Raw genomic sequence first — 13,424 nt, 5'->3', positions numbered from 1 at the left:
AGTAGTTAGTAGTTAGTAGAATTTAATGATATTAAATTTAAGCAAACAAGTTTGCAGCAATTATTTATCTTAAAAAGAATATTACACTACCTACAGAAAACCCCATAACGTTCACTTTTAAGCCAAAAACTCAATACTAACTACTAACCACTAAATATTCCATACTTAATTTACTCAAACGTATAGCTTGTTCTGTTTACTTCCGTTAGCCTAAAATAGCCATGGGCGTAATTATCGGGATTTGTTAAGTTGATGCAGTTACCTTTTACCGCTACAGGCGTAGCCGAAAAAATATCAACACCACCTATTTGATCAATTAAAATATCCATGTAATCATAATACGCTTCAGAAATACCGTACATTTCTATGGCCACCACATCTCCAGGCTTTAAAACATCAATTTTATCGGTATCCTCATCTTCTTCTAGTTCATACCACCAATCAATTTCATTTCCGTTAACGAATTCATCGTCCCCTACTTCAAACTCAGGTAGTAGGTCTCCTTCTCTTTGAAATTTAAAGAAATAGTAATTCTCTTCATTGGCTGGGTCCGTAAACTCAACATGTAACTCCAATTCTTCATCGTCAAAACCATCTTCCCTATCTTGGTACAAATCCGTAATATCCGTAACGGGCATCAACGTTTCCTGTGCAGTATAGGTTTCTCCGTCATGAACAACATTTAAGGTGTACGACTGATTTAAAACAGGCACAAACTCAGTGGTAGTATATTCTCCATTATTCTGATCGGTAAAAATAAATTCCGCTCCACTGGCGTCATTGGTCACCGAAACCGATGCTCCCGTAACGGCAGTGTTGTTCGTTGTATCAAAAAATTCGGTTGAGGTGCTCAGCTTCACCAGCTGTTCGTTTCCCGTAGTACCTTTCTCCCAATCTAGCGATGCTTGAATCACCAAACGGGTCGGGCCTTGCTGAACTTCTACATCAACAACATCCGTACAGGATGTTAGTAACCCCATCAAAGAGAGTGCTGTTATTTTTATGTAATTACGCATTTTTTTAAAATTTAAAGTTATAAGTTAAGGAAGGAACAATTCCAAAAATGGCGGTTCTGGTAGCTTCGTTTGCACCGGTCTCCAAGTTTTGACCAAAGGAAATAGAGGCCGCATTTTTACGATTATATGCATTGTAAATACCTAACACCCACTCTCCCTTAAGTCTATTTTGTGGTTTTCTATTCGGTTTATAATTCACGGATAAATCTAAGCGATGGTAAGCGGGTAAGCGATCAGAATTTCTATCGGCATAACTGGCCACAGAAATCCCTTCGTACTCATACTGCCCGTTTGGGTAGGTTACCGGTCTACCAGTTTGAAAAACAAGATTGGCACCAAAACTTAATTTTTCATTCAACTTATATGATCCTGAAATAGAAATATCATGTGTTCTATCGTATGGGGTATTGTACCATTCGCCATTATTAATTCCTAGGCCACCAGCTATACCTCCTGGAGTACGTTGTTCGGATTTTGATAATGTATAGGCAATCCATCCAGTAAAATCACCCTCGTTTTTACGAAGTAACAACTCCAGACCATACGCTCTTGATTCACCCGTTAAAATTTCGGTTTCAATAGTGTTTTGACCTATTAAATCGGATCCGTCAATATAATCGATTCTGTTATCGGTATTTTTAAAATACACTTCTGCCTCCATAGAATAGGCTTTATCCTTGAAGTTTCTAAAATACCCCAATGCATATTGATTGGACAATTGCGGTTTTATGAACTGTCCGCTTGGCGTCCACACGTCCAATGGCGTTGCAGAAGATGTATTGGACAATAAATGAATGTATTGTGCCACTCTAGAAAAGCCGACTTTTAATGAAGAGTTTTCGTTTAATATATACGCTAGCGAAGCCCTTGGTTCTAAATTGCCAAATTTTTCTATGGCATCTCCTTTTTCATAATTGGTCTCCCCTATAGGCGTACCACGCTGGTAGATACCCAATTCAGAATTGTAGACCACCGGTTGATTATTGGCATAATCAACCATAGGCTGACCACCTAATCTTGAGAAAGCGCTATAACGCAATCCGTATTGTGCCGTTAATTTATCCGTTAGTTTATGCTCGGCATTTACATATACCCCACTTTCCAAAGCTCTTTTTTGATCAAGTTTGAGAGGGTTTACGGCAGATGTTTCTGAAGTAGGCCTAATTTCACCAGGATCAAAGTCATAGTATATGCCACTTGCTCCAAAATCCAACTTAAACTTATCACTGAAGTAGTATTTAAAATCATACTTCAGGTTATAATTTGTGATTGAAGAAACCCAGTCAAACTCTGCAGTTGTAATTCCTAAATCATAATCATATTTACTGTAAACCGCAGATAGGTTGGAGAAAAGCTTGGCATTAAAGATATGGTTCCAACGTAAGTTACCTGTTGAATTTCCATAGCTACTGGTGAAGTTTTCACCCAACTCAAAGGCATCCCTTCCAAAATAACCCGAAAGAAACAACCTATTGTTCGCATTGATTTTGTAGTTCGTTTTTAAGTTTAAATCGTAAAAACTAACGCTATTATCTTCTCCGGCCGCCTTTAACAAGAGGTCCGCATATGAACGTCTCCCAGCTATTAAGAAGGAACCTTTTTCTTTGAACAAAGGGCCTTCTAGAGCCAATCTGCTAGAAATTATTCCAATTCCTCCTGTTGCTGCAAACTGCTTACTATTACCATCTTTTTGGCGCACATCCAATACGGATGACACCCTTCCGCCATATCTGGCCGGAATACCTCCTTTGTACAATTTTACATCCTTAATGGCATCTGCATTAAAAACAGAGAAAAAACCGAACATATGCGAGGTATTATAAATAATGGCCTCATCCAACAGCACCAGGTTCTGGTCTCCTGCGCCCCCACGTACATGAAAGCCACCGGTGCCCTCCCCATTATTGGTCACGCCAGGGAGCATCTGTAGCGATTTTAAAATATCTACTTCCCCTAAAACTACGGGCATTTGTTTTACGGTGGCAATGTTCATTTTAACCACGCTCATTTCCGGTTTACGTAAAATTGCTCTTTCAGGTTCGTCTGCCGTAACCACAACTTCCTCTAGTTCAGTAGACAATTCCGAGATTTCAAAATTGAACTTTTGGTTTCTATCCAAAATTACTTCTTGGTACATTTCTGCATATCCCATATAGGAAATAAGCAAGCGGTACTCTCCTTTTGGAGCGGTAATGGAATAAAACCCGTACTCATTGGTAACCACCCCAATTGTGGTTCCTTCCAAAAATACGGAAGCCCCAAAGAGGGTTTCGCCATCTGCCTTATCACTAATTTTACCACTTACGGTATAACTCTCTTGCGCAAAACCATGTGCGCTTATCAATAATAGCAGTACGCTCAGAACGGCCGTTAACCGTAATGCCCATAAACTATTCGTTACTTTTTTTGTCATTTTACTTTTTTTAGTTTTGATTGATGAACACCTCTATGGACAACTGGTTTTTAAGAAGGTTGCATGCCTGTTCATTTTTATTTAAAATGATTAAAGTTGCGAAGCTAATACATAGCCAAAGGATAAGTACCCGTATATTTATACCTTAGTGTTAAATATTTCTCACCAAATGCAACCCTTGCAACTTTTGCTTGTCTTTGTTATTGAAATGTAATTTAGAGTACAATCAACCCTCTTAAATTAATTGGAAACCGATATTCGTTTTAGGCACAAATCACTTGTTGAAAATAGCAAGTCTGGCGATAGAAACGCACAGTACCAACTGTACGAACTCTATGTAGATGCCATGTACAATATTGGTATGCGATTTTTGGGGATAAAAGAAGACGCGGAAGATATTGTACAGGACAGCTTTGTAGATGCATTCAAGAATTTACACAACTTTAAATACGAAAGCACCTTTGGAGCATGGCTTAAACGAATAGTCATCAACAAAAGCATTAATCATTTAAAAGTCAAACGACTACCCCTTTCTGCAATGGACGACCATGAATATCACCTTACGGAAGAACCGAGCAACGAACCGGTAGATAAAATGGATGTGGAAAAGGTAAAAAGAGGTATAGAAAAACTGCCTTTGGGGTATAAAAATATAATTAATCTGTACTTGTTGGAAGGCTATGACCATATGGAAATAGGCGAAGTATTGGGCATTTCAACCTCTACTTCAAAATCTCAGTACCACAGGGCAAAAAAGAAACTCGTTGAAATTATAAACACATTATAATGGACAATTTTGAAAAACATATCAGAGAAAACAGGGCGGCATTTGATGACCACAAAGCGGACCGTGCCAAGCTCTGGGCCAATATAGAAGCTAAACTAGACCCACCTCGGGCAAAAGTGGTTCCCCTATGGAAGTCACCCATATTTAAGGTTGCGGCAAGTGTACTTATCGTTTTGGGTATCTCAAGCCTTATTGGCCTAACCTTTTTAGGTAACTCTGCCAATGAAGACACTTTTGTTTCCAAAGAACTACAGGATATAGATATGCACTACCAAGGTTTGGTATCCTACCAAGTGCAATTGGTGCAGAAAAATGAGAATCTCTCGGATGCGGATAAAGCCGAATTTCTATCCTTTATGGATGACCTAGATAAGGAATATGACCAACTAAAGTTGGAAATGCAAAACAACCTAGATAACGAACTAGTATTGGAAGCCATTGTTTCCAACTACAGAAAGCGCATAGAACTCATAGAGAATCTTTTGCGCCAGTTAAACGAATCAAAATTAAATGATGACGACTATGGATACACTTTATAAAAAACTGCTCCTTTTCGCTGCGGCGATAGTCTTTGGCCTTCCGGTCATGGCGCAGGAAAAGGTGTCTAAAAAAGTAACAAAAACATATGGGTTTACCAATGCAGGTGAAGTTCATTTGGATAATAAATACGGCAACGTAAACATCTATGGGTGGACAAAAAACGAGGTCTCCATTACCGTTAATATTACGGTTACCCATAAAAAGAAAGACAATGCCCAAGAACTTTTGGAGCGCATACGCCCCGTAATCAAGGATAGTGAAAACTTTATTTCTATGGGCTATGAAATTGGTGAGACCAGCTCGGGATTCTTTTCCAACCTTTTTGATAAGGCCAACCCTTTTGACTTTGATCGAAGTAATGTTCAAATAGATTACAAAGTGTATATGCCGGAAAAGGCTGAACTGGAAATCATAAATAAGTTTGGTGATGTTTTTATTGAAGACTGGATCGGTATTTTAAAAGCCGATGTGCAGCATGGCGATATGTGGATCAATGACAACCTGAACAAAGCCGATGTGGTAATCAAATACGGAAGGCTTAGGGCCAAAAATATCAATTACGGCAACCTGGACCTGAAAAATGGAGGACTTGATATGGACGATTCCAAAACCATGCGACTGAACAGTGCAGGTAGTGAAATAGACCTGCATACGGTTGGTTCTTTAGAGTTTTATTCAAATAAAGACGAAGTAGACCTTGAAGAAGTAAACACATTGTACGGAATGCTTAAATTCAGTAACCTACGCTTAGGTCGCTTAGCGAATGACATTGACCTGATTTTAAAAATATCGGATTTTTCAGTGGAGAACATCATAAACCCTAGTAGTAAAATTGCCATTGAACAAGAATCATCGGAAGTAAGTCTTAACATTACGGACTTTCCCCACCAATTTATGGCAACGGTAGAAGAAGGCTTGGTGCGTTTACCAAAATCATTTTATGAAGTAGACTCCCAAATACTGGACAAAGGCAAGAAACTACGGGAAATTAAAGCCACTTACGGTAAAAATCCAATAGGGCGTATTTCTATTACTGGAAACAAAGGAGTAGTTTTATTGAAGGAGCTATAGTGATTAGTATTGAGCAAAGAGTAGTGAGTAGTGAGAATTGAGTACGATTCCTTTTCGAACTATAAAAAAAAATTACTCAGCATAATCCCCTTGGGCATAAGAGGCCGAAATACTGCTATTGGGCGTTTTACAGTTTTGAGGGAAATCAAAGAAATAGATACACTTAGGAAGTCCGTTTTCAAAAGTAATACGAACCGAACCCTTACTATTTCCGCTAAAACCTGAATAGGTATAACCTGCACTTAACTGAGTGGGTCTGCCTTGACCATCTCGTGAAGATACGGTTACCCCAGATACACTACCCGCCACATAGCGGTTAAATGCCCAGGTTTTAGCCTGATTACCCACCAAGTCATCTACCAATTTTGTAAAATTCTGAGTGCCAGTAGGTCCTCCAGACGCCTTCATCTCAGTATACTTGCTTCTTTCCTTGGCTCGAATTGAGGCTTCGTTTAACGCAAAACGCTTCAGATTTTCTTCAAAGCGTCTTAATCCCGGGCTATCACAAGCATTCAATTTATACAGTTGAACCATATCATTTTGAAGTCCTTTTGTCTTGTGAATCATATCCACGGAATTCCCCATTGCATTTGGGTCTAGAATCATTTGCATGGTAGTACGCAAACCATCTGAACGCTGTATGCCCTCAACTTCCATTTTAGCTTCGTACAAATCAGGGCGTGCATAAAGTCCGGAGCCTACCCATTCATAACGTACGCAAACCCGACTGATTTCCGTACCAAAACCATCTCTAGTTATTTCTTCTGTGGCGCATACCTGATCCATAATCTCAACCTTGTCTTCCGGTAGGTATTTTGCACAACGACCACCATATGCCCTAAGGTATTGACCAAAAATCATTAGAAATTCCATATCCTCGCGTTTCATTGTTATCTCTTCAAAATGGCCTTTAAAAATATAGTCGTAGAACTCCGCAAAGTAAAGTCCGTCTACATTAAACTCCAGTATTTGTGGTTCATTGGATGAAACCAGATTGTCCATTGGGCTACCTATGAAAGACGTAGATAAAAACCACACCAGAGTTACTGTTAAAAGTTTGGAAAAAGAACCTATAATCTTCATTTTGGTTGGTCGGTTAATGTTCGTTACCAGATGCAACAGACTGATTATAAGCTAAAATTAATTAAAAAATTGATGCTATAAGTTAACAAGAAATCAATTTTACGGTGTTTTTTATAGTATTTAATGAATCATCCATAGTTACAAAAAAGCGATTGATTTGATAACAAACCAATCGCTTTACAAAATGCATATACATTTCTAGCTAGTGTACGCCCCAGAGGAATACGTAAGCTCATAACTATGCGTATATATTTCAAATACTATACCGAACGGGTCTTCTACATAACACATCCTATATGGCTTTTCGTTAGGGTAATAAGAGCGTATGGGCATGCGTTGCTTACCTCCATACTCCACAATTTTAGTTACCAAATCTTCAATATTAGGGTCTTGTATACAAAAATGGAATAAGCCTGTATTGAACGGATTAAATTCCGGAGCTTCTTTTACACCATGCGGAAAGGAAAACAACTCTATGCCAACACCATCGGAAGTAGACATGTGTGCAATTTCAAACTCTTCCCAATCTTCACCAAATACATCTATACACATCTGACCAATAGCTGTATCCGCCTCTTTTTTTACTTTAGATGGAGGCATAATTACATACCATCCCATCACTTCAGAATAAAATTTAACTGCTTCTTCTATTTTTGGCACGGTAATTCCAATATGTGAGAATGATTTGGGGTAATCCCTATTTGTATTCATAACTTATATTTTATAGCACAAATTAAGACTATATTTACCTTAACAACAATAACTTACCTAAAAGTACTATAGTTACCAAAAAGGGTTAATTATTGATTTACAAATAGTTAATACAAAATATGATTTCAACAAAATACTGTCCTTTAGATTATACAATGAATTTAATAGGCACCAAATGGAAACCTTTAGTATTGTTTCATCTTTTAGAAGGCCCATTGCGTTCGGGAGTTTTACAAAAGAAAGTGCCGGGTATTTCCAATAAGATGTTTACCCAAACAGTACGCGAATTAGAAAAAGATGGACTTGTTGACCGTAAAATTTTTCCCGTCGTGCCCCCACGGGTGGAATATGATTTAAGTGAAAGAGGTAAATCCCTTGAAGGTATTTTAAGGAGTTTGGATGAATGGGGAGCACAAGACCATCAACAAAGAAAATGAGCCTATTTACATTTGTTTTAATGTATGTAAAATTTTTTTTCAAAAAAAATTCATTTTATATGCAACTTTTTAGGGTTTCGGTTGTCTATTAGGTAATCAATCGAAAAACGAACAGTGATGAAACTACTTAAAATGAGTCTCCTTTTTCTTGTATCAGGAGTTACCTTTTCAAGTTTTGGACAAGATGAATCTGACGAATACCTAGAGTTCAACGACCGCAATAATGTGGTGCATGGGGTTTATTTGGGACTTGACCTTGGCGCCGGAGAGATAGATGGCGAACCTTCTTTTACCGGCGGATTAAAAGTTGCCTATGTGGCCAACCAACAATTTGAGGTTGGTTTTGCAGGTACCTTTCTTTATTCAGAACAGGATGTATTTAACAATAGTCTTTCTCGCAACGAAGATTTAATAGGAGCTTACGGAGGTCTTCATCTAGAGCCTATTTTTTTTAGCAAAAAGCGCGTAAACCTTTCATTTCCACTATTGGTAGGTGCCGGTGGTGTAGGCTATATTGAAAATAACTTTCATGACGAAGATTATGAAGAAGAACTTACCGAAGACGATTTTGATGTAGTCTTCGTGGCCGAACCAGGAATAAGTGCTCTCTTTAATGTCTCCCGCTATCTGCAATTGGAAGCAGGTGTAAAATACAGATTTTCCAGTAGAATAGAACTTCCCCCAACACGTACTACCCGCATAAACGGCTTCTCTGCCGGACTAGGAATAAAGGTGGGCATTTTTAACATGGGTAGAAACCGCTATAAAAAGAACATCCAATGAAAGCAACGAACAAAGGAATTTGCGCACATTGTCATGACGTAATCGAAACACAGCACGTATTCAGTGAAAACAATCAAGTGTTTCTTAAGAACAATTTCACCAGTAATTCCACAGTGGAAGTAGAGTGGTCTCCCATCAACTTTCAGTGGATTCCCGTGGTGCAGCTACAAGAGCGTTTAACTCACGCCTAAAACAGTACAATTCATCAACCTGCTTTGCTATAGAGCAAGCTTAAAATCAATCAAAAATGAAAACAAGAACGATGTTCATCGCCATGGCTATGGTATGCCTAATTTTAACCTCCTGTGATTATGATCACATAAAAGCTTCAGGTGAAATCACCACCAAAGATTTGACAATTTCCGATTATGATCAATTAAAAGTTTCCAATGCCTTTGATGTCTACGTTACTTTTTCGGATGAAGAAGAACAGATTAGAATTGAAGCGAATGAAAATCTACACGAACGTATTGTAGTGGCCCGAGAAGGAGACGAGCTTATCATTAAGTTAAAAAAGTATACAACGGTTGCCGGCAACCCTACTTTGAAAGCATTTGTAACCGCTAAGAACATTTCGGAATTTGACCTTTCAGGGGCGGCAAGTGTAACCCTTGAAAACCCTTGGGACATTGCAAGAGCAAAGATAGAACTTTCAGGAGCTTCGGATATAACCGGCGAAATTATAGCGGACTATCTTGATGTTGATATGGGTGGAGCTTCTGAGGCCGATGTTTATGGGCAGGTAAAATCTTTCCATGCAGACCTCTCCGGAAGTAGTGATTTACGGGATTACGATCTTGAAGTTGAACGACTTGATATTGACCTCTCCGGAGCAAGTGAAGCTTTTCTTACCGCAACGGAATCAATAAACGTGGAAGCTACAGGAGCAAGTACTTTAAACTATAAAGGTACCGCTGTCATTAACCACGAACGCATTAAGGGGGCTTCGCAATTAAAAAACAGGAACAAGTAAAACGACTATTTGTGTCGCTTTACCAGTTCTGCTTCTATGTCTTTTAAGGTAAAACCTTTTGCCTGAAGTAACATTAGGTAGTGAAAAAGCAAATCGGCACTTTCATATAAAAAGAGGTCATCGTTATCATCCATGGCCTCTATTACAGTTTCCACCGCTTCCTCCCCAACCTTTTGGGCTATTTTGTTAATGCCTTTTTCAAATAAAGAGGCAACGTATGATTTACTCGAATCCGAAGCTTCACGACGCTGTTTAATAACTTCTTCCAGCTGAGAGAAAAAACCAAAGTTTGAGGTGTTTTCTCCATTCCAACACGTATCGGAACCGGTGTGACATGTTGGCCCTATGGGTTTAACGGAAATCAACAACGTATCATTATCACAATCATTCTTGATATCAAGAAGCTCAAGAAAGTTTCCGCTCTCCTCACCCTTGGTCCATAAACGCTTTTTTGTACGGCTATAGAAGGTTACCTTTTTGGTCTCTTGCGTTTTATCAAAAGCCTCTTGGTTCATATAACCTAACATCAACACATTCTTAGTTACTGCATCTTGAATTATAGCAGGCACTAGTCCGTCTTCGTTTTTATTAAAATCTATTTTCATTCTGTTTGTTTTAAGCAAGGGCAAAATTTACCGCGGCGTACGCATGTTCCAAAGTAGTATCTATTACCGCAATATCACAGTCCTTTTGCTGTATCAACAACGGTATTTCGGTACAACCCAAAATTACGCCTTCTGCGCCTTCTTTTTGGGCCTTGCCAATAATATCTAAATATTTATTTTTTGATTCTTCGCTAATGATTCCTTTAGCGAGCTCATTATAAATTACCCCATGAACCGTATCTCTGTCTTCTGCTAAAGGAATCAATACCTCTATACCAAACTTATTTTTCAAGATGTCTTTATAGAAATCCAGCTCCATGGTATACTTGGTTCCCAATAGCAGTACTTTTTTACACCCTTTAGATTTGACGGCTTCCCCTGCAACTTCGGCAATATGTAATACCGGTATTTCTATTTTCTCTTCTATTTTAGGGACACTCAGGTGCATGGTATTGGCACAGATCAAAAGTATTTCTGCTCCCGCATTTTGTAATCCCAAGGCTATATTGGACATCTTTTCGTGCAACGAATCCCAATCGCCTTTACCTTGTTTATCCGATATTTCAGAAAAATTGACGGACTCAATAATGCAGCTACAGGAATTTTTATCGCCTAGAAGCTCCGCTACCTTGGTATTTAACAACTCGTAATACAATTGGGTAGATTGCCAAGTAATACCCCCTATAAGTCCAATTTTTTTCATCACTTTAAATCTTTATCAGCCAAAAATTTTATAACCGGACCGGAATACCGTTTTCCTTTAATTCTTCTTTTAAATCTTTAATACCGATTTCCTTAAAATGAAAAACACTGGCTGCAAGGGCCGCATCAGCTTTACCCTCCACAAAGGTATCCGTAAAATGCTGCATATTACCTGCGCCTCCGGATGCAATTATAGGAATGTTCAATTCCGTACTTAGTTTACTCAAAGCTTCGTTGGCAAAGCCATCTTTGGTTCCGTCATGGTCCATTGAAGTAAATAGAATTTCACCAGCACCACGTTCCTCAACTTCTTTGGCCCATTCAAACAGTTTACGTTCGGTTGGAACTTTTCCGCCTACTAAATGAACAATCCATTCGCCATCAATTTGTTTGGCATCAATGGCGACCACAATACACTGCGATCCAAATTTTGCAACCAAGTCATTGATCAATTGCGGATTTTTTACCGCTGATGAATTAATAGATACTTTATCCGCGCCATTCTGCAATAGAATATCAACATCTTCAACCGAAGAAATTCCACCACCTACAGTAAACGGAATATTAACCTTTTCCGCCACACGGTATACCAAATCTGCCAAGGTCTTACGTTTTTGCTCCGTGGCCGATATATCTAAGAAAACAAGCTCATCGGCTCCTTCCCTACTGTAAATTTCGGCCAGTTCAACTGGGTCTCCGGCATCACGTAAATCAACAAAGTTTACGCCCTTTACCGTTCTACCATCTTTTATATCCAAACAAGGAACTATTCGTTTTGCTAACATATTTTAAAATTTGAACTTTGAAAAGGATTTCAAAAACCTCTACTCCTCCGTTCATTAGTTTACTCCCTTTAAGATTAACCTCTTATTTGCAGGATAAAATCCTCTAACTGCTTTAAGCTGATTCTATTTTCATAAATAGCTTTACCAATGATTGTTCCCTCACAACCCATTTCGGCAAGTCTTGGCAGTTCATCAAAAGTTGATATTCCGCCACTTGCAATCAATTTTAGGCCTTGGGTAACATTTCCACCAACTTCGCTCATATTAACCTTACATTCTTCCAAAATCTTTTTATATAAGTCGAAAGAAGGACCTTCTAGCATACCGTCTTTGGAAATATCCGTACAGATTACATAAGCGATTCCCTTTTCTTGATACTCGGAAATAAACGGAATCAATTCTTCCGTAGATTCTTCCTGCCAGCCTGAAACCGCTACTTTTTCATCCTTGGCATCGGCACCTAAAATAATTTTTTCGGCACCATAGGTCTGAATCCAGCCTGAAAAGGTTTCCTTATCCTTAACGGCAATGCTCCCTCCGGTTATCTGATTGGCACCACTCTCAAACGCAATACGCAAATCATCATCGGATTTGAGTCCGCCTCCAAAATCTATATTCAACATAGTTCCACAAGCTATTTGTTCCAAAATTTTATGGTTTACAATATGCTTGCTCTTAGCGCCGTCTAAATCTACTAAATGTAAATATTGAATACCATGTGCCTCAAAGGCCTTGGCTACCTCTAACGGATTCTCATTGTATATTTTTTTGGTGTCGTAATCTCCTTTTGAAAGACGTACACACTTACCATCTATGATATCTATTGCGGGTATTATTCTCATATTTTTTTTATAAAAGGGATTAAGTAGTTAGTAAAATCTATAAATTTCAGTTTAATTATAAGAATCTCTAAACTCATTAATCAATACGATTAAGAAAATTCTCCAGAATCTTTTCGCCTACACCACTACTTTTTTCCGGGTGAAATTGGGTGCCGTAAAAATTATCCTTGGCCAACGCAGCGCTGTATTTTAGTCCGTATTCAGATTGTGCAATGGTTTCTTCACATAATGGCGCATAAAAACTGTGTACCAAATAAATGTGCTCTTTGTCATCTATTCCTTTGAAAAGCCCTGACTTTAAATTTGTTATCTGGTTCCAACCAATCTGCGGCACTTTAACCCCGTTATTGAACTTTACCACATCTACATCAAAAATACCTAAGCCGGTGGTGTTGCCTTCTTCCGAAGAATGACACATGAGCTGCATTCCCAAACAGATACCTAAAACAGGTTGTTTTAAATTTGGAACTATCTTATCAAGACCACTTTCCCTCAATTTTGTCATGGCACTACTGGCCTCTCCTACACCGGGAAAAATAACTTTATCAGCAGATTGAATCTCCTCTACATCACTACTCAGAACAGCTTCGTAGCCCAAACGCTTAATAGCGAATTTGATGCTCTGAATATTTCCTGCACCGTAATTTATAATTACTATTTTCATTTATTTAGCATT

At 38.6% G+C, this 13,424-nt stretch carries 16 protein-coding genes; 7 read left to right on the top strand and 9 right to left on the bottom strand.

The genetic code is table 11. The features are described 5' to 3' along the window. Nucleotides 1-170: 170 nt before the first annotated feature. On the bottom strand, nt 171-1,016 hold the full coding sequence (locus KO513_RS01245; protein ID WP_215911937.1) for a DUF4249 domain-containing protein: 846 nt from the start codon (nt 1,014-1,016) through the stop codon (nt 171-173). 4 nt (nt 1,017-1,020) lie between these two features. Beyond that, nucleotides 1,021-3,429, bottom strand: coding sequence for a TonB-dependent receptor (locus tag KO513_RS01240; RefSeq protein WP_215911936.1), 2,409 nt, complete (start codon nt 3,427-3,429; stop codon nt 1,021-1,023). A 244-nt stretch (nt 3,430-3,673) separates the two neighbouring features. Here KO513_RS01240 and KO513_RS01235 point away from each other — a divergent pair, with 244 nt between their 5' ends. Genes KO513_RS01235 through KO513_RS01225 form a run of 3 tightly spaced genes read left to right on the top strand, consistent with a single transcriptional unit; the run spans nt 3,674 to nt 5,827 of the window. Next, nucleotides 3,674-4,216: an RNA polymerase sigma factor gene (locus KO513_RS01235; RefSeq protein WP_252735639.1), complete on the top strand. Its 543-nt coding sequence runs from the start codon at nt 3,674-3,676 to the stop codon at nt 4,214-4,216. After that, the gene (locus tag KO513_RS01230) at nt 4,216-4,755 is read left to right on the top strand and encodes a hypothetical protein (RefSeq protein ID WP_215911935.1); all 540 of its coding nucleotides are present in this window, start codon (nt 4,216-4,218) and stop codon (nt 4,753-4,755) included. Before KO513_RS01235 ends, KO513_RS01230 begins: the two co-directional genes overlap by 1 nt. Next, on the top strand, nt 4,739-5,827 hold the full coding sequence (locus KO513_RS01225) for a hypothetical protein (RefSeq protein WP_215911934.1): 1,089 nt from the start codon (nt 4,739-4,741) through the stop codon (nt 5,825-5,827). Before KO513_RS01230 ends, KO513_RS01225 begins: the two co-directional genes overlap by 17 nt. A 72-nt stretch (nt 5,828-5,899) precedes the next feature. Here KO513_RS01225 and KO513_RS01220 read toward each other — a convergent pair whose 3' ends face one another. Continuing rightward, the gene (locus KO513_RS01220; RefSeq protein WP_215911933.1) at nt 5,900-6,910 is read right to left on the bottom strand and encodes a hypothetical protein; all 1,011 of its coding nucleotides are present in this window, start codon (nt 6,908-6,910) and stop codon (nt 5,900-5,902) included. Between the two features lie 198 nt (nt 6,911-7,108). Continuing rightward, on the bottom strand, nt 7,109-7,621 hold the full coding sequence (locus tag KO513_RS01215) for a lactoylglutathione lyase family protein (protein WP_215442121.1): 513 nt from the start codon (nt 7,619-7,621) through the stop codon (nt 7,109-7,111). Nucleotides 7,622-7,740: 119 nt separating this feature from the next. Between KO513_RS01215 and KO513_RS01210 the strand changes: the two genes are divergently transcribed. The 4 genes from KO513_RS01210 (at nt 7,741) to KO513_RS01195 (ending at nt 9,814) form a co-directional block, all read left to right on the top strand. Further along, nucleotides 7,741-8,058, top strand: a complete 318-nt coding sequence (locus KO513_RS01210) for a winged helix-turn-helix transcriptional regulator (protein ID WP_215442120.1) — start codon at nt 7,741-7,743, stop codon at nt 8,056-8,058. Between the two features lie 117 nt (nt 8,059-8,175). Next, nucleotides 8,176-8,841: a hypothetical protein gene (locus KO513_RS01205; RefSeq protein WP_215911932.1), complete on the top strand. Its 666-nt coding sequence runs from the start codon at nt 8,176-8,178 to the stop codon at nt 8,839-8,841. Next, nucleotides 8,838-9,032: a hypothetical protein gene (locus tag KO513_RS01200; RefSeq protein ID WP_215442118.1), complete on the top strand. Its 195-nt coding sequence runs from the start codon at nt 8,838-8,840 to the stop codon at nt 9,030-9,032. Before KO513_RS01205 ends, KO513_RS01200 begins: the two co-directional genes overlap by 4 nt. 56 nt (nt 9,033-9,088) lie before the next feature. Further along, a complete protein-coding gene (locus KO513_RS01195; protein ID WP_215911931.1) occupies nt 9,089-9,814 on the top strand; it encodes a head GIN domain-containing protein in 726 nt (241 codons plus the stop codon). A 5-nt stretch (nt 9,815-9,819) separates the two neighbouring features. Here the strand turns inward: KO513_RS01195 and hisIE are convergent, their stop codons facing one another. The 5 genes from hisIE to hisH all read right to left on the bottom strand — a co-directional run bounded on the left by hisIE (nt 9,820) and on the right by hisH (nt 13,412). Next, the gene (hisIE, locus tag KO513_RS01190) at nt 9,820-10,419 is read right to left on the bottom strand and encodes a bifunctional phosphoribosyl-AMP cyclohydrolase/phosphoribosyl-ATP diphosphatase HisIE (RefSeq protein ID WP_215911930.1); all 600 of its coding nucleotides are present in this window, start codon (nt 10,417-10,419) and stop codon (nt 9,820-9,822) included. Between the two features lie 10 nt (nt 10,420-10,429). Beyond that, entirely contained in the window at nt 10,430-11,122 is a 693-nt protein-coding gene (locus tag KO513_RS01185; RefSeq protein ID WP_215911929.1) for an aspartate/glutamate racemase family protein, read from the bottom strand. 28 nt (nt 11,123-11,150) lie between these two features. Continuing rightward, a complete protein-coding gene (gene hisF / locus KO513_RS01180) occupies nt 11,151-11,906 on the bottom strand; it encodes an imidazole glycerol phosphate synthase subunit HisF (protein WP_038232713.1) in 756 nt (251 codons plus the stop codon). Between the two features lie 74 nt (nt 11,907-11,980). Beyond that, the gene (gene hisA / locus KO513_RS01175; RefSeq protein ID WP_215911928.1) at nt 11,981-12,748 is read right to left on the bottom strand and encodes a 1-(5-phosphoribosyl)-5-[(5-phosphoribosylamino)methylideneamino]imidazole-4-carboxamide isomerase; all 768 of its coding nucleotides are present in this window, start codon (nt 12,746-12,748) and stop codon (nt 11,981-11,983) included. 76 nt (nt 12,749-12,824) lie between these two features. Continuing rightward, the gene (gene hisH, locus KO513_RS01170; protein ID WP_215911927.1) at nt 12,825-13,412 is read right to left on the bottom strand and encodes an imidazole glycerol phosphate synthase subunit HisH; all 588 of its coding nucleotides are present in this window, start codon (nt 13,410-13,412) and stop codon (nt 12,825-12,827) included. Nucleotides 13,413-13,424: the final 12 nt, after the last annotated feature.

It is taken from the genome of Zobellia sp. B3R18 (assembly GCF_018860715.1).
GTDB lineage: Bacteria > Bacteroidota > Bacteroidia > Flavobacteriales > Flavobacteriaceae > Zobellia > Zobellia russellii.
The sequence above is the reverse complement of the archived record's forward strand: the minus strand, read 5'-3'. Positions and strand labels throughout refer to the sequence as shown.